This is a genomic window from Amycolatopsis sp. NPDC004079, assembly GCF_040610415.1.
Classification (GTDB): Bacteria; Actinomycetota; Actinomycetes; order Mycobacteriales; family Pseudonocardiaceae; genus Amycolatopsis; species Amycolatopsis halotolerans.
Genome location: NZ_JBEXMH010000003.1, coordinates 339,013 through 354,156, shown reverse-complemented (window position 1 = coordinate 354,156; position 15,144 = coordinate 339,013). Strand labels below are relative to the sequence as shown.

Sequence of the window (15,144 nt, the reverse complement as noted above, 5' to 3'; positions counted from 1 at the left end):
CGTCTGACGGAGCTGCGTGCACGGCCCCCCGGGCCGGGTACGCAGCTCCGTCAGACGCCGACTTAAAGGCGATCCCGCCGCACCGACGGAGTCGGTGCAATCAAACACAGTAAGTACGCTAGGGCTATGACAGTGGTCAAGATCAACGCAATCGAGGTCCCCGAAGGCGCCGGCCCCGAGCTGGAGAAGCGGTTCGCCGCGCGGCTGCACTCCGTCGACAACCAGGAGGGGTTCCTCGGCTTCGAGCTGCTCCGCCCGGTCGCGGGCGAGAAGCGCTACTTCGTGTACACGAAGTGGGAAACCGAGGAGCACTACCAGGCCTGGGCTGGCGGTCCGGCGCGTGAGGCGCACGCTGGCGAGCGCAAGAACCCGGTGTCGACCGGCGCGAATTTGCTGGAGTTCGAGGTCGTGCAGGCATCGAAGCCGGGTGAGTGACGAACTCGCCCGCGCCGCCGAGCTGATCCGTGGCGCCGGCGCGCTGCTCGTGTGCGCCGGTGCCGGGATGGGCGTCGACTCCGGCCTGCCCGATTTCCGTGGCGGGGAAGGGTTTTGGCGGGCGTATCCGCCGTACGCCGGGCTCGGGCTGCGGTTCGAGGAGCTGGCCGACCCGCGGCATTTCGCCTCGGATCCGGAGCTGGCCTGGGGTTTTTACGGGCACCGGCTCGAGCTGTACCGGGAAACGGTGCCGCATCGCGGGTTCGGGCTGCTGCTCGAATGGGGCCTGGCGAAACCGGGCGGCGTTCGGGTTTTCACGTCCAATGTGGACGGACAGTTTCAGGCGGCGGGGTTTCCGCACGTCGCCGAGGCGCACGGGTCGATCCACCATCTGCAGTGTCTCGCCGGGTGTTCACGGGAGATCTGGTCGGCCGCAGAAATCACGGTCGAAATCGACGAGGCGACGATGCGTGCCCGGCCGCCGTTGCCGTCCTGTCCGCGGTGCGGCAGTTTGGCGCGGCCGAATATCCTGATGTTCGGGGATTTCGACTGGGTCCCCGATCGGAGTCAGGAACAACTGGACGAACTGAGCGCTTGGCGTCGTGCGCATCGCGACATCGTGGTGGTCGAAATCGGTGCCGGACAAGCGGTTCCGACGGTCCGGCGGTATTCCGAACTCGCCAGCGCGGCAACGGGTGCGCTGATCCGGATCAATCCGCGCGAACCGCGGATCCGGCACGGGCGCGGGGTTTCGATCGCCGCGGGCGCGCTGGAGACGTTGATCAAGCTCGTTTGAGCTCCAGCAGAGGGAACGGGCGGCCGTCCGAATCGGTCTCCTGCCTGCCGACGACCTCGAACCCGTGGTGCAAATAGAAACCGACTGCCCGCGGGTTCTGCTCGTTCACGTCCAGGGTGAGGTCCGGGAAACGGTCCAGCGCCGCGCGCAACAAAGCCGTTCCCACGCCACGACCGCGGAAATCGTCGTGCACGAACAGCATTTCCAGCTTTCCCTCGGCGATTCCCGAGAAACCCGCGGCGATTCCGTCAACCTCCGCCACGGTCAGGTCCACTTCCGGGAAGTAGAGCGGGACGCGCGTGGCGTAGTACTCGACGTCCGCCGGTGTCAGGAAGTCATGCGTCGCCTCGACGGCGCTGCGCCAGATCTCCAGCAGACGCGGGTATTCCCCGTTGCTCGGCCGCAAGGTCGTCATGGCAGCTGCACCTCCGCGTAAACCGCCCGGTGATCGCTCCCGGGCACCTCGAAAGCTTGGTAATCCCGGATCGCCACCCGGCGGTCCACCAGCACGTGATCCAGCGGCACGAGCGGGACCGTCGCAGTCGACCAGGTCGGGACCATGCCGTCGCCGCGTGCCTCCGCCGCGTCGACATAGCCGCGGGACAGCACCGTCCGCAGCGCGGCGTGGTCGAGAGTCGCGTTGAAGTCGCCGGCCACCACGCGCAGGCCGTGCTCGCCGATCGCGCGCGACAGGTCCCGCATCTCCTGTTCCCACTGGTAATACCCGGAGTCCGGCGAACGCGGATGCGCGGCCACGATCTCCAGGGTCGTCCCGCCGCCGAGATCCGCCTCCGCACCAGGCTGTTTCTGGACGGAATCGCCGGTGAAGTCCTCTTCGGTCAGCGGATACCGCGACACGATGCCGGAACCGTCCACACCGGACGCCGGATGCATGACCCGGTAAGGCAGCGTCTGGAACAACCCGGCCTTCTCCAGCCCGGACATCGCGGCGGGTGTCATCTCCACCAGGTTCAACACGTCGATCCGATGCTCCCGGACCAGCCGCACGAGCGCCGCCGGGTCGGCCTGGCCCAGGTAGAGATTGGCCGCCAGCACGCGCACCGTCTTCCCGTGCGCCGCGGGCTGGGCGTCGGGGATCACCCGCGGCGCGACGTACACCGCCAGCAGCACGGACAACGCCAGCACGACGCAGCCGATCCACCACCGCCGCAGCATCAGCGCGAGCGCGGCGAGCAGGACGCCGTAGACGACGAAGTACGGGGTCAGCGCCAGCAGCGCGGTCAGGTACCAGCCGCTGCCGTCCCAGCCGATCGTGCGCAGCACGGCGACCGCCAGCAACGGCAGTCCGACCAGCACGAGCAGGCCCGTGACCAGCCGGGTTCGCTTCCGCGCCTCCATCACCATGATCCCGAGTATGCCGGGGCCCCGCTGACAGGTCCGTGTCAGCGCCGTGTGCGCGGCTTGCCAGCGCCTCCGTCCACTGTGTGCTGGAGCGACACAGGAGGAGGCATCATGTCGCATGCGATCCAGGCCGAGGGCCTGGTCAAGCATTTCGGGGAGACGAAGGCGCTGGACGGGGTGGACCTCGAGGTCCCGTTCGGGAAGGTGGTCGGGGTGCTCGGGCCGAACGGCGCGGGCAAGACGACCGCGGTCCGCATCCTGGCCACCCTGCTGAGACCGGACGCGGGGCGCGCCACGGTCGGGGGTTACGACGTGGTCCGCGACCCGGTCCGGGTGCGCGGGCTGATCGGGCTCACCGGGCAGTACGCGTCGGTGGACGAGGACCTGAGCGGCACCGAGAACCTGGTGCTGATCGGGAAGCTGCTGAACCTGTCCCGGGGCGACGCGCGGGCGCGGGCGGCCGAACTGCTGGAGCGGTTCGAGCTGACCGACGCGGCCAAGCGGCCGATCCGGACGTATTCCGGCGGCATGCGGCGCAGGCTCGACCTGGCGGCGAGCCTCGTCGGCCGTCCGGCCGTGCTGTACCTGGACGAGCCGACCACCGGACTCGACCCGCACGCCCGCAACGAGGTGTGGGCGGTGGTCCGCAGCCTCGTCGCCGACGGCGCGACGGTGCTGCTCACCACGCAGTACCTGGAGGAGGCCGACCAACTGGCCGACCGCATCACCGTGTTCGACCACGGCCACGTGGTCGCCGACGGCCGCGCCGACGAGCTGAAGCGACGCGTCGGCGGGCAGACGCTGCAGGTGCGGCCGACGTCGCTGAGCGATCTCGACGAGGTCGACCGCATCCTGGCCGAGCTCACCGGCGTCCGGCCGATCCGCGACAACGCGACCGGGCTGCTGACCGCGCCGGTGTCCGACCCGGTGCTGCTGTCCACCCTGGTGCGCCGCCTCGACTCGGCGGGCATCACCTCCGACGAGCTGGCGCTGCGGCTGCCCAGCCTCGACGAGGTGTTCCTCGCGCTGACCGGGCACGCGGCCGAGGAGCCGAAGCCGGACCGCGAGCTCGAAGGGAGCCGGTCATGACCACCGCGACCGCCGTGGCCCCGCCCCGGCACATCAGTCCCGCCCAAGGCACGAAACACGCGTTTTCCCTTGCCTGGCGGGGAATCCTGAAGATCCGCAAGAACCCGGAACAGCTGGCCGACGTCACGCTGATGCCGATCATCTTCCTGCTGATGTTCACCTACCTGTTCGGCAACGCACTGGGCGGTTCGATCGAGAACTACCTGCAGTCGCTCGTGCCGGGCCTGATCGTGATGAACATCCTGCAGGCCTCGCTGACGGTCGGCACGCAGCTCAACACTGACATCACGAAGGGCGTCTTCGACCGCTTCCGCGCCATGCCGATCGCGCGCTCGGCACCCTTGGTGGGCGCGGTGCTGGCGGACCTCGTGCGGTATGTGGTGTGCCTGGCGGTTCTGCTGGTCGTGGCGACCGTGATGGGCTTCCGCGTGCAGACCGGTCCCGGGGAGTTCGTCCTCGCGATCCTGCTGGCGATCGCGTTCGGCCTGTGCTTCTGCTGGGGTTCGGTGTTCGTCGGGATGCTGATGAAGTCCCCCGGCGCGGCGCAGGGCCTGATGTTCGTCTTCATCATGCCGCTGACGTTCGGCAGCAACGTGTTCGTCTCGACGGCCACGATGCCGGGCTGGCTGAAGGCCTGGGCGGACATCAGCCCGGTGAGCCTGATGTCCGACGTGATGCGCGGCCTGCTCAACGGCGGCGCGTACGGCGGTTCCCTGCTCGGCTCGCTGGCCTGGATGGCCGGTGCGGTCGTGGTGTTCTTCCCGCTCGCGACGTGGGCTTACCGCAAGCGGGTCTGAGGGCGTCCTGCACGGGGGTGTGGACGCTGTGAGTGAGTGTCTGTGTCCGGGTTCCACAGCCGGGCACAGGCACTCACTTTTTTGTCGCGAGCAGCCTGCGCACTGCGGTCGGGGTGTGTCCGAGGTGCTCCCGCACGGTTCGGCACAGGTGGGCCTGATCGGCGAACCCGAGGTCTGCGGCGAGGGCGGCCAAGCTGGGTTCGCCTGCCTCCAGCCGGTCCAGCGCACGGGCTACGCGCACGCGGTTGCGGTACCGGGTCAGTGACACTCCCAGTTCGCGGGTGAAGGCCCGGCTGAGCCGGTAAGGTGAGACGCCCAGCAGGGCTGCCAGCGGAATCAGGCCGGTCGCCGCGGGATGGTCGGCGCCGATCGCGGCGCGGGCCTGGGCTGCCAGCGCCCGATCGCCTGTCTGGTCGCTGTCCGGAACTGCCGTGGCCACGACCTGCCGGACCACTGCGGCTACCAGGCCAATCAGCCCTTCGGTCGCCGCGAAGTCGGCATCGGCGGCGCGGGTGGCGGCGAGGAGCCGTCGGTGGGCGAGGTCGAGCGGGCCGTCCACATACAGCGTTGAGCGCTCCAGCAGCGGTGCGTCGCCCGCCAGGGTGCGCCAGAACGCGGGCGTCAGGGCGATCGAGGTGCACTGGTCACCGCCGACAGGATGGGCGAAGTGTTCCTCCTCGCCGGGCATCCCGAGGTAACCGACGGTGCGGTCGAGGTCCGTGCAGACCCCGCGGACCCGGCGACGGAACCCGCCGCGGCGCACGAGCACGAGCCGCACGTCCTCGCGCGGCCGCTCGGCCGACCAGCCGCGGTGATCGTCCCGGCAGTCCACCGACCCGACGGCGAACTCCGGACGAGTGGCGAGATCGGCGAAGGAGAGCACGTCCGGAGGTTACGGCGGGGGTCTGACAATTCCGCAAGGATCTTCAAGACTCACGGAGCGGGACCGGGCAGGATCCGTTGTCACAGCCCGAAAAACGAAGCAGGAGACATGGCGACCATCCGCGAAGAAGCAGTGCTCGAGTCCAGTGCCGACGACGTGTGGGAGGTGATCAGCGACTTCGCCGCGGGTCCCCGGCGGATGGCACCGGGATTCGTACTGGACAGCGTGCCCGAGGCGGACTGCCGCGTCGTCACCTTCGCCGACGGCACGGTCGTCCGGGAACGGCGGGTCGGCGTCGACCACGGCGCATGCCGGATCGTCTACTCGGTCGTCGGCGGCGACGTCCAGCCCGAACACGACAACGCCTCCATGCAGGTCCTCGCCGACGGCGAACAGCGGTGCCGGCTGGTGTGGACCCGCGACGTGCTCCCTGACGAACTGGCCGCGCCGATGACCAAGGCGATGTCGGCCGGGCTGGAGGTGATCAAGCGGACTCTCGATCACCTAGGCTCACCCGAGTGAGGCTCCCGCGAGATGGCCGGTCAGCCGCTCCCAGTTCCCGGAACCGATGGCCGCTTTCTCGTCCTCGCTGAACGGCGCCTTCTCCAAAAACGACCGTGCGACCCCGCCACTCGTGTCCAGGTAAGGAAAATCGCCGGGCCGGGTGCCGAAGGTGTAGGGATAGTCGGTCGAATAGAGCATCCGCTCTGTACCGACCACTTCCGCCGTCCAGCGCAGGTAGCGTTCGCTGACCGTGCCGCTGCCCGCGATCCAGAAGTTCCGGCGGAAGTAGTCGGCCAGCGGCTGCCGCAGCCCGGCCATTTCCTGAAGGAAGCCGACGTGGTCGAGGTAGAACAGCACCACCTCGCCCCAGTGCCCGGCGATCACCTGCAGATCCGGGTGCCGGTCGAAAACTCCGGAGAAAATCATCCGCAGGTATTGCACGCCGAGGTCGTAGTACCAGCCGAGTCCGGCGGTCGCCAACGCTGGCCCGACGCCGTTGGGCAGCCCCGAGTAATACGCCTCCTGAACCGCTCGCACGGGAGCTTGGGGATGGAAGTGCAGCGGGACGCGGAGCCGTTCGGCGGTCGCGTAGAGATCGTCGAATTCCGGTGCGTCAGCAAGTTTGTCGCCGGTGCGGCCGTACAGCATCGCGCCGCGGAAGCCCAGGGCGACCGCGCGTTCCAGCTCCCCGGCGGCGGCTTCGGGCGAGGAAGTCGGGAGGGTGGCGAAGGCCTGGAATCGCGTGGGGTTCGCGGCGACGATCTCAGCGAGGGCGTCGTTGGCCTCCCGCGCGACGGGCACGGCATCGGCGGCCGGAAGGTTCTGCACACCGGGGGTGGACAGGGACAACACCGCTACGTCGATGCCCTGCTCGTCCATGTCGGCGAGACGTCCGTCGCCGACGTCGCACAAGCGTCTGGTGACCGGGTGGTCCTCGGGATAGCCGTGCGGCTGGACCCCCGCCTTCGCCCACGCGTCGCGCAGGACGGGCAGGACCACGTGTTCTTCCAGGGCGACGATGCGCATGACAGCTCCTCGACGTTTCCAGTGATACTCAATGAATGGTATCACTGGAAACATCAGTGGAAGCAAGGATCGGTTATCAACGATAACGACCTACTCGCGTGCGCGCTCCGTTCGGACCTCTTCGATCGCCTCGGCCCGTTCCATCCGCGAGGTCTCGGCCACGATCGCCTCGTACCGTTCCGCGCCCAGCTCCCGGGTCAGACTGGCGATCAGCTCGCGGACCTCCGGGCTCCCCAGGTCGAACCGTCCGCGCACCACCGCGCTCAGCGCCAGCGTCCGAGCGGACGACTCCAGCCGGCCCTGCCGGTACCGGATCCGCGCCAGCAGTTCGACCATGGCGGCCAGGTCCGGCATGTCGAAGCGCCTGGCAGTCTGCTCGATCACCTCGAACACCGCTGGCTCCGCCTCGTCCGGGCGGTCTTCGGCGAGCAGCAAACCGGCCTCGATGGTGCCGAGCCATTCCGCCTCGAAACCCTCCGGCGTCGGCCAAGTCGCACGCGCCGACTTCATTTCCCGGAAGACCGCGCGCGCCTCGGCCACGTTGTTCTCGCGGATCAGCAGCTCAGCACGGCCGAGCAGCACGATCAGGCGCAATCCGTTGTTCCCGCCGGAAGCCGCGTAGCGTTCGGCGGCTTCCATGTCCCGCCACGCGCCTTCTTGGTCACCGGCGCGCGAACGTTCGATCGCCAGCCGCCACCACTGCTGCACGATGTCGTCCCTGGACCGCAGCTCCATCACCAGCCGCAGGCCCTCGGTGTACCCGGCGATCGCCCCTTCGTGGTCGCCGGACTGCGATTGCGCCGCGGCCCGGAAACCGTGCGTCATGCCGAGGCCCCAGCGGTCGCCGACCTCGGCGAAGCCTTGGTGCGCGAGCTCTCGCGCCCGGTCCGCGCTCGCGAGATCGCCGGTGTCGCCGAGGACGAAGCTCTCCGCCCAGTACCCGGCGGCGCGGCTCCAGACGTCGTCCCGCTCGACGGCCCGGCGAATCTCGCGCCTGGCCAGATCCCGTTCGCCGTTGAGGTAAGCCACTATCGGCAACCCGACCCAGAGCCACGGATTCCGTTCCGCCGCACCGGTCCGCACGCATTCCTCGACCAGTTCGGGGACGTTCACCTTCTCGTGCGGACCGGACATGGCCAGCATCAGCACCTGGCTCAACCGCAGGCTCGCCGCCACGTCCGGCGGCAGCTTGTCGCCCAGTTCGAGCACCTCGTTGACGAACAGCGCGGCCCGCTCGTTCAGGCCGACGATGTTGAGATACCAGAACAACCCGAACAACAGCTGGGCCGCCGATTCCGCCGCGCCCGATTCGATCGCCGCCCGCAGCGCGGAGGTGAAGTTGTCGCTGTCGTGCTCGTAGACGTCGATCGCCCGCAGCTGGTCCCGCCCGCGCAGCAACGGTTCGTTGCGGTGGGCCAGTTCCGCGTAGTACGCGACCATCGCCGTCCGCACCTGCTCCTGCTCGCCGGATTCGGCGAGCCGCTCGGTCGCGTAGGCGCGCAAGGTTTCCAGCAGGCGGTACCGCAGGCCCACTACGTCCACAATGGACTTCTCCACCAGCGAACCCAGCACGTACACGATGTCGCCGGTGGGCAGTTCGTCGTCGGCGCAGACGTTTTCCACTGCCTCCTCGGAGAAACTCGCCGCGAACACCGCGAGCCTGCGGGCGAGCCGAACCTCCGCGTCGCTCAGCAGGTCCCAGCTCCACTCCACCACGGCGCGCAGGGTGCGCTGGCGCGGCAACGCCGTCCGGCTGCCGGAGGTGAGCAGCCGGAACCGGTCGTCGAGGCGTTCGGCGATCTGCTCGGCGGTCATCGACCGCAACCGCGCGGCGGCCAGTTCGAGCGCCAGCGGCATTCCGTCGAGCCGTCGGCAGATCTGCCGCACCGCGTCCACTGTGGACTCGTCGAGCCGGAAACCGGGCCGCACCGCCATCGCGCGGTCGAGGAACAGCCGGACGGAATCGAGCGTGCCGACGTCCGCGGGCGGCGCGGCCTCGTCCGGCACCGGCAGCGGACCGAGCGGGCACAACGCTTCCCCGGTGATCGCCAGCGGTTCACGGCTCGTCGCGAGCACGCGCAACGCCGGCAGCCGCCGCAGCAGGTTCTCGGCCAGCTCCGCGGCGGTGTCGATGACGTGTTCACAGTTGTCCAGCACCAGCAACACTTCCGCGCCGCTGAGCGCTTCGACCGCGTGCTCGAACGGCTCGACCTGCCGACGGCGCGCGTCGGTCTCCGTCGTCCGGAGATCGCGGACCTCCAGCGCGTTGAGCAGCGCGGCCAACACGTCCTCGGCATCCCGCACGCCAGCCAGCGGCACGAACCACACCAGGCCGCGCGAGTGCGCCGGGTGCCGCGAAGCCGCTTCCGTCGCGAGCCGCGTCTTGCCGGCACCGCCCGGGCCGACGAGCGTGACCAGCCGGGATCCTTCGAGCAGTTCGGCCAGCAGTTTCAGCTCGTCGGTGCGGCCGATGAAACTGGTGAGCCGCTGCGGCAACCGGTCCGCCACCGTGGCGACTGGCGTGTATTCACCGCGCAGCGCACGCAGGTGCACTTCCTGAAGTTCCGCGGACGGGTCGACGCCCAGTTCGTCGGCCAGCGTCGTGCGGATCGCGGAGTACGCGGCGAGCGCGTCAGCCTGGCGTCCGGCGGCGGAAAGCGCACGGATTCGCAAGCCAGCCAACCGTTCCCGCAACGGATGCGCCTGCGCGGCCGCGGTGAGCTCCGCGAGCACGTCCGCGTGCCGTCCCAGCCGCAACTCGGCTTCGAACCAGTCCTCGCTGGTCTCCGTGCGCCGCTCCTCCAGCAGAGTCGCGGGCGCGGCGGCGAACGGCGCGTCCAGCACGTCCGCGAGCGCCGCCCCGCGCCACAACGCGAGCGCGGCGGCGAGCGATTCGGCGGCGGTACCGTCCCGGCCAGCGGCAAGTTCCCGGCGCCCTTCGGCGGACAACTGCTCGAACCGGTGGAGATCCACCGCTTCCGGCGGCACCGCGAGCCGGTAACCGCCGTTGACGGACTCCAGCTCGACCTCCGCCGGCCGCAGCGCGCGACGCAGCCGCGAGACGAGCGACTGGAGCGCGTTAGCCGCGTCAGCCGGGGGTTCCGCGCCCCACAGACCGTCGATCAAAGCCTCGGCGGGCACCGCGCGACCGGCGTCGAGCGCGAGCCGCGAAAGGAGCATGCGAAGGCGGGCTCCGCCGATGTCGATCGGCGTGCCGTCCTCCCCCTCCGCTCGCAGCGGGCCCAGCAGCGCGACGCGCATGAGGTCCAGCTTTCCAGACGACGGCCACACCGTGCCGGGGCCGACGGAAGTGTGGACTTTCGAGACAATCTGCCCACCTTGCGGTTACTCCATGCCTTCCCGGCGCTACGTTGCGGAGGATTCACACGCAGACACAGGAGCGCCCATGAGAGCACTGCACCGCTGGCGTCGCCCGGCAGTGACCGTCGCAGCCACCCTCACCGCATTGACGCTCGGCACTGGAATCGCGTCGGCCGGACAGAACGGCTGGGACCGGCCGACCCCCGGTTCGGACGGCGCCGGAGACAGCTACTACCCCCAGGACGGCAACGGCGGGTACGAGGTCTCCGACTACGACCTCAAGGTCAACTACGCCCCGGACACCCACCAGCTCGCCGGTCTCCAGACGGTCCACGCGCGGGCGACCCAGTCGCTCAGCTCGTTCGACCTCGACCTGCGCGGCCTGACCGTCGACTCGGTCCGCGTCAACGGCGCGCCCGCGAAGTTCACCCGCACCGGCGACCACGAACTCGTGATCACGCCGAAGACGCCGCTGTGGAAAGGCCTGCCGTTCACCACCGAGGTCGCCTATCACGGCGTTCCGGTGGCGATCGAAGACCCGAACCTCGGCAAGAACGGCTGGCAGTTCACCAAGTCCGGCGGCGCGTTCGCGGCGGGCGAGCCGAGGTCGGCCACCACCTGGTACCCGGTCAACGACACCCCGCGCAACAAGGCCCGGTTCCGGCTGTCGATCACCGTCCCGAGCGAATGGGGCGTGATCTCCAACGGCCGCGAGGTCGGCTCGTACCGGACGCGCGCGGGCACCACGCACGTCTGGGCGGAGGACACCCCGACCGCGTCGTACATGACCACGGTCGCGATCGACAAGTGGACCTTCAACAAGCGCAAGCGCGAGGACGGCACCCCGATCGTCAGCGCGTACGCGCCGGGCACCTCGGACGCCACCAAGCAGGCCGACGCCCAGCTTCCGGAGGTCATCGACTTCCTCGAATCGAAGTTCGGCAAGTACCCGGTGGACGCCGCTGGCGGCATCTACCTGACTGAGCCGATCGGGTTCTCGCTCGAGACGATGAGCCGCCCGATCTACTCAGGCCGCGCGGGCAACATCGGCACGATCGTGCACGAGAACGCGCACCAGTGGTGGGGCGACACCGTCGCCGTCGACCACTGGAAGGACGTCTGCCTCAACGAATGCTTCGCGTCCTACGCGACCTGGCTGTGGGCGCAGAAGAACGGCCAGGACCTCGACGCCAGGTACCTCGACGCGGTCGCGTCGGCAGGCGATTCGTTCTGGGCGGGCAAGCTGTACGACATGGGGCCCGGCCACGAGTTCACCTACGTGTACTCCAAGGGCCCGGTCATGCTGCACGCGCTCAGCAAGTACATGGGACAGGACGCGTTCGACCGGGTGCTCAAGACCTGGAACACCGTGCACCACAACGGGAACGCGAGCATGCAGGAGTTCCAGAAGTACTGTGAGAAGGTGTCCGGCATGGACCTGCAGGGCTTCTTCGACGCGTGGATCTACGGCAACGGCAAGCCGTCCGACGAGTTCCTTTACCCGGGCGACCTCAAACCGGCCGCGAAGTGACGGTTCTGCTGACCGGGTTCGCGCCCTTTGACGGAGCGGCGTCGAATCCTTCTTGGCAGGCGGCTTCGCTGGCAGCGGCGCGGCGGACGGACACGGTGGCGGCAGAGCTGCCGTGCGAGTTCGACGCGTCGCTGCCGGCGCTGCGCGCCGCGATCCTGGCGCACCGGCCGGAACTGGTCGTGTGCGCCGGGCTCGCCGGCGGACGCGAGGGCGTCACGCCGGAACGAGTGGCGATCAACCTGATCGACGCCCGGATCCCGGACAACGCCGGTGCGCAACCGGTCGACGTGCCGGTGGTTCCGGACGGGCCCGCCGCGTACTTCACCACGCTGCCGGTGAAAGCGACTGTCGCGGCGATCGAGTCGGCGGGACTGCCCGCCGCCGTGTCGTACACCGCCGGGACGTATGTGTGCAATCAAGTCTTCTACGGCCTGATGCACCTGATCGCGACGGAGTTTCCCGCGCTGCGCGGCGGTTTCGTGCATGTGCCGGAGGAATCCCGGCTGCCGCTGGACTCGATCGCGCGTGCGCTCGAGATCGTGGTGGACACCGCGCTGACCGTGCACGAGGACGTCACGACCTCAGCGGGCACGCTGCACTGAGCTTTACTCGCCGGGCTGCACGGTCTGTTGGAAGTACTGCACCAGATCCTGCGGCCGGCGGCTCGTGTGCGACGGGCTGGTGTCCATCACCGTGCCGACCACGGGGATGCCGTCGGCCTGATAGATCAGCAGGCCCAGCTTCGGTCCGACGCCCGCGACGTAACGGCCGCTCAGTCCCGTGCGGGTGCGCCAGGTGTCGGTCTCGACGCGACCGGTCATGTCCTTGCGCGCTCCCGGCTCGACCTGGGCGAGGGTGAGTCCTTCGTGGAACGCGACCGTCGTCTTGTCCGGGAAGCGGCACAGCGCGGTACGCAGTGCGCCCAGGGCCTTCGCCAGTTCCGGATCGTCTGAGCAGGTGGCGCGGGTTTGGATGGTCGGACCGGACAGGCGGCGCATGCACTTGGTGAGGCCGTTTTCGCCGGGAAGCGCTGGTTGTGAACCGGCGCAGGTGGCCGCGTTGGACGCGCTGGCCGGTTGATTCGCCGCGGGTGTGTCGTCGCGGTTGGTGGCGAGGACGGCGGTCACGATTCCCGCGACGACGAGCACGGTCAGGGCGATCGCACCGATCACGAGGGGTTTGCGGGACTTCTTCTGCGGTTGCTGCCATCCGGGCGGCGGCATGGGTGGCCGTTGGGGCAAGCCGGGCCGCATGGGGCCGACTTGCCGGACTGGACCGGGCTGCGGCTGGACGGGCGGCCAGGATGCCGGTGCCGGGGTTGGCAGTGGTGCTGGTGCCGCCGGACGCTCGTCCACCGGCACGTGATGCAACCCGAACGCGACCGCCGTCTCCGGCTGGTCCTCAGTAGCCGGCACCACCCCGAGCGTCGACCCGACCAACGAGGCCAGCAACGGCATCCGGCTGGGCCCGCCGACCAGATAGACGCCACCGAGCCGATCCGGAGTGAGCCCGGCCCGCGCGATCGTCGCCGCGAGCATCTCGGCGCTGCGCAACAGGTTCGGCCGCACCAACGCTTCCAATTCGGCACGGGTGACGAGAACGTCGCCGAACGGATCCGGCATCGGCACCTCGGTGTGCGCGTGCCGGGAAAGGCTTTCCTTGGCGTCGCGGACGTCCTGGAGCAACACCCGCCGCAACCGTCGATCACTGGTCGTCTGCGGCCGGAGAAGCCGCTGCCACTGCGCCGGATCCGCGTGCGACACCGACCGTCCAATATGGACCAGCAGGGCTTGGTCGATGTCCAGGCTGCCGAGATCCGGCAACCCGTCCTCCGCCAACACCGCGGTACCCGCGCCGACGACCGCGCAATCAAAGGTGCCCGCACCAAGGTCGTACACCGCGATCGGCCCGCTAGGTGCCCCTTGCTCGCGCAAGGTCGCGTAATGCGCCGCCGCCGCGACCGGCTCCGGCACCAGCCGCACCTGCCCGAACCCGGCTTTCCCCGCCGCCGCCCGAAGAGTCTGCTGCCGCTGCGCGCCCCACCCAGCCGGATGCGACACCCTCACTTCGTCCGGAACCCCGGAAAGCTGCCGCTCGGCCTCCTCGCCCATCCGCCGCAATACCGCGGCGAAGGCGTCGACCACCGGCACCGCTCGATCCCCGAGCAGCAACTCGCCGTCGTCAATGCGCCGCTTGGGATTCGGCTCGAACCGGCTGGGATCCAGCCGAGCCCGCCGCTCCGCGTCCTGCCCGACGACGAGCCGCCCGTCCTCCTCCGCGTAAACCGCGGAAGACATGGTGACCGACCCGTCGACCTCAATGGCCCGCGGGCCGCGTCCGAAGGCCGCCAAAACGCCAACCGTGCTGGAAGTACCGAAGTCGATCGACAGGACGTCCACGCAGTTCCCCTCCCCAAAACCCCACGGCATCGTCTCACGGGCATGCGTGACAGATATAACTGAAACATACTTGCCAACGTAAGTGACACTGAGGCACACTTGAGTACGTCAACAGCCGTGAAGCGGAGAGACCATGACGCCGACCCCGACCGCACGAGAGTCGCTGTTCGCGACCCCGCGAGCACAACAAGAGGCCCACGCCGCCGCGGAACTGATCGCCGAAGCAGACGGCCAGGTCACGCTGGACGGCGTCGAACTGGGCGGTGAGATCCGCGAACTGCTGCGCCAGATCATCGCCATCGTCGCCGAAGGCGGAACGGTGACCGTCGGCGCGATGCCGGAGATCATCACCACGACGGTGGCCGCGGAGTTGCTCGGATTCTCCCGGACCACGCTGATGAAACACGTCCGCGCCGGCGACCTGCCCAGCACCCGAACCGGCAGCCACACAAAACTCCGCCGCGACGACGTCCTCGCCTTCCGCCGGGAACGACTGCGCCAACAACGAGACGCGCTGAACGAATTGCTCGCGATCGAGGACCGGCTCGGCATCGAATAGTCAGAATCGAACAGGAGGCCGCACCTCAAAACTTAAGATCCGCGACGCGATCGCCGGATCGATGGACGGCCGCATCGACGACTACCCGTCCGGACAGGACGCCGTCGTGCTGGCTGACCCGTTCGATCGGCACATCCACGCGGCCGCGATCGCCGGATCGATGGATTGCGTCGTCAGCCTCGACCACGGGTTCACCGACCTGCCGACGGCAGCACGAGACACGCTCGATTACGAGATCTATACCCCGGACGAATTCTTCCTCCTCATCGACGATTCGTCGCCGAGGCTCGTCCGCGCCACGCTGCGCAGGCAAATCCGGTACTTCTCCGGGAGTGGTCGCGCGCACCTGGACTTCGCCGGCGCGCTAGTGAAATCCGACTGTCCCGCCTTCGCTGAGCGAATCGCCGAGCGCTGCCGCGAGATCGCATTCGACCAGTAACTG

The 15,144-nt window shown here is 69.0% G+C and carries 15 protein-coding genes; 9 read left to right on the top strand and 6 right to left on the bottom strand.

Annotation, left to right across the window (positions count from 1 at the left end):
- Window positions 1–126: 126 nt before the first annotated feature.
- Both ABZX37_RS05285 and ABZX37_RS05280 read left to right on the top strand, forming a co-directional pair.
- A complete protein-coding gene (locus ABZX37_RS05285; RefSeq protein WP_354736187.1) occupies window positions 127–435 on the top strand; it encodes an antibiotic biosynthesis monooxygenase in 309 nt (102 codons plus the stop codon).
- Complete coding sequence (locus ABZX37_RS05280; protein ID WP_354736185.1) at window positions 428–1,231, top strand: Sir2 family NAD-dependent protein deacetylase; 804 nt, start codon at window positions 428–430, stop codon at window positions 1,229–1,231. Before ABZX37_RS05285 ends, ABZX37_RS05280 begins: the two co-directional genes overlap by 8 nt.
- Here ABZX37_RS05280 and ABZX37_RS05275 read toward each other — a convergent pair.
- Both ABZX37_RS05275 and ABZX37_RS05270 read right to left on the bottom strand, forming a co-directional pair.
- Window positions 1,218–1,646, bottom strand: coding sequence for an acetyltransferase (locus ABZX37_RS05275; protein ID WP_354736183.1), 429 nt, complete (start codon window positions 1,644–1,646; stop codon window positions 1,218–1,220). The two genes, ABZX37_RS05280 and ABZX37_RS05275, sit on opposite strands and share 14 nt — an antisense overlap.
- Window positions 1,643–2,596, bottom strand: a complete 954-nt coding sequence (locus ABZX37_RS05270; RefSeq protein WP_354736181.1) for an endonuclease/exonuclease/phosphatase family protein — start codon at window positions 2,594–2,596, stop codon at window positions 1,643–1,645. The genes ABZX37_RS05275 and ABZX37_RS05270 overlap by 4 nt, the downstream gene beginning before the upstream one ends.
- Before the next feature lie 108 nt (window positions 2,597–2,704).
- Here ABZX37_RS05270 and ABZX37_RS05265 point away from each other — a divergent pair, with 108 nt between their 5' ends.
- Together ABZX37_RS05265 and ABZX37_RS05260 are read left to right on the top strand one after the other, a co-directional pair.
- Window positions 2,705–3,682 (top strand): ATP-binding cassette domain-containing protein, encoded by a 978-nt coding sequence (locus ABZX37_RS05265; RefSeq protein WP_354736179.1) that lies wholly within the window; start codon window positions 2,705–2,707, stop codon window positions 3,680–3,682.
- A complete protein-coding gene (locus ABZX37_RS05260) occupies window positions 3,679–4,479 on the top strand; it encodes an ABC transporter permease (RefSeq protein WP_354736177.1) in 801 nt (266 codons plus the stop codon). The genes ABZX37_RS05265 and ABZX37_RS05260 overlap by 4 nt, the downstream gene beginning before the upstream one ends.
- A gap of 73 nt (window positions 4,480–4,552) precedes the next feature.
- Here ABZX37_RS05260 and ABZX37_RS05255 read toward each other — a convergent pair whose 3' ends face one another.
- Entirely contained in the window at window positions 4,553–5,362 is an 810-nt protein-coding gene (locus tag ABZX37_RS05255) for a helix-turn-helix domain-containing protein (RefSeq protein ID WP_354736175.1), read from the bottom strand.
- Window positions 5,363–5,470: 108 nt separating this feature from the next.
- Between ABZX37_RS05255 and ABZX37_RS05250 the strand changes: the two genes are divergently transcribed.
- A complete protein-coding gene (locus tag ABZX37_RS05250) occupies window positions 5,471–5,884 on the top strand; it encodes an SRPBCC family protein (protein ID WP_354736173.1) in 414 nt (137 codons plus the stop codon).
- On the opposite strand, the gene ABZX37_RS05245 is transcribed toward ABZX37_RS05250, so the two are convergent.
- Together ABZX37_RS05245 and ABZX37_RS05240 are read right to left on the bottom strand one after the other, a co-directional pair.
- Window positions 5,873–6,892, bottom strand: a complete 1,020-nt coding sequence (locus tag ABZX37_RS05245; protein ID WP_354736171.1) for an amidohydrolase family protein — start codon at window positions 6,890–6,892, stop codon at window positions 5,873–5,875. The two genes, ABZX37_RS05250 and ABZX37_RS05245, sit on opposite strands and share 12 nt — an antisense overlap.
- A 90-nt stretch (window positions 6,893–6,982) precedes the next feature.
- Window positions 6,983–10,153, bottom strand: a complete 3,171-nt coding sequence (locus ABZX37_RS05240) for a BTAD domain-containing putative transcriptional regulator (protein ID WP_354736169.1) — start codon at window positions 10,151–10,153, stop codon at window positions 6,983–6,985.
- A gap of 145 nt (window positions 10,154–10,298) precedes the next feature.
- On the opposite strand from ABZX37_RS05240, the gene ABZX37_RS05235 reads away from it, so the two are divergent.
- Entirely contained in the window at window positions 10,299–11,744 is a 1,446-nt protein-coding gene (locus tag ABZX37_RS05235; protein WP_354736167.1) for a M1 family metallopeptidase, read from the top strand.
- The gene (pcp, locus tag ABZX37_RS05230; RefSeq protein WP_354736165.1) at window positions 11,741–12,346 is read left to right on the top strand and encodes a pyroglutamyl-peptidase I; all 606 of its coding nucleotides are present in this window, start codon (window positions 11,741–11,743) and stop codon (window positions 12,344–12,346) included. Before ABZX37_RS05235 ends, pcp begins: the two co-directional genes overlap by 4 nt.
- Before the next feature lie 3 nt (window positions 12,347–12,349).
- Here pcp and ABZX37_RS05225 read toward each other — a convergent pair whose 3' ends face one another.
- A complete protein-coding gene (locus ABZX37_RS05225; RefSeq protein WP_354736163.1) occupies window positions 12,350–14,143 on the bottom strand; it encodes an Hsp70 family protein in 1,794 nt (597 codons plus the stop codon).
- Between the two features lie 133 nt (window positions 14,144–14,276).
- Between ABZX37_RS05225 and ABZX37_RS05220 the strand changes: the two genes are divergently transcribed.
- Together ABZX37_RS05220 and ABZX37_RS05215 are read left to right on the top strand one after the other, a co-directional pair.
- On the top strand, window positions 14,277–14,702 hold the full coding sequence (locus ABZX37_RS05220) for a helix-turn-helix domain-containing protein (protein ID WP_354736161.1): 426 nt from the start codon (window positions 14,277–14,279) through the stop codon (window positions 14,700–14,702).
- 61 nt (window positions 14,703–14,763) lie between these two features.
- On the top strand, window positions 14,764–15,141 hold the full coding sequence (locus tag ABZX37_RS05215) for a hypothetical protein (protein ID WP_354736159.1): 378 nt from the start codon (window positions 14,764–14,766) through the stop codon (window positions 15,139–15,141).
- The last annotated feature ends 3 nt before the right edge of the window (window positions 15,142–15,144 follow it).

What these genes read in the sequence shown, in the direction of transcription:
- ABZX37_RS05275 (WP_354736183.1), bottom strand. Translation starts at nt 1,646, where the DNA reads ATGACGACCTTGCGGCCGAGCAACGGGGAATACCCGCGTCTGCTGGAG.
- ABZX37_RS05270 (WP_354736181.1), bottom strand. Translation starts at nt 2,596, where the DNA reads ATGGTGATGGAGGCGCGGAAGCGAACCCGGCTGGTCACGGGCCTGCTC.
- ABZX37_RS05220 (WP_354736161.1), top strand. Translation starts at nt 14,277, where the DNA reads ATGACGCCGACCCCGACCGCACGAGAGTCGCTGTTCGCGACCCCGCGA.
- ABZX37_RS05285 (WP_354736187.1), top strand. Translation starts at nt 127, where the DNA reads ATGACAGTGGTCAAGATCAACGCAATCGAGGTCCCCGAAGGCGCCGGC.
- ABZX37_RS05240 (WP_354736169.1), bottom strand. Translation starts at nt 10,153, where the DNA reads ATGCGCGTCGCGCTGCTGGGCCCGCTGCGAGCGGAGGGGGAGGACGGC.
- ABZX37_RS05215 (WP_354736159.1), top strand. Translation starts at nt 14,764, where the DNA reads ATGGACGGCCGCATCGACGACTACCCGTCCGGACAGGACGCCGTCGTG.
- ABZX37_RS05235 (WP_354736167.1), top strand. Translation starts at nt 10,299, where the DNA reads ATGAGAGCACTGCACCGCTGGCGTCGCCCGGCAGTGACCGTCGCAGCC.
- ABZX37_RS05265 (WP_354736179.1), top strand. Translation starts at nt 2,705, where the DNA reads ATGTCGCATGCGATCCAGGCCGAGGGCCTGGTCAAGCATTTCGGGGAG.
- ABZX37_RS05245 (WP_354736171.1), bottom strand. Translation starts at nt 6,892, where the DNA reads ATGCGCATCGTCGCCCTGGAAGAACACGTGGTCCTGCCCGTCCTGCGC.
- ABZX37_RS05260 (WP_354736177.1), top strand. Translation starts at nt 3,679, where the DNA reads ATGACCACCGCGACCGCCGTGGCCCCGCCCCGGCACATCAGTCCCGCC.
- ABZX37_RS05250 (WP_354736173.1), top strand. Translation starts at nt 5,471, where the DNA reads ATGGCGACCATCCGCGAAGAAGCAGTGCTCGAGTCCAGTGCCGACGAC.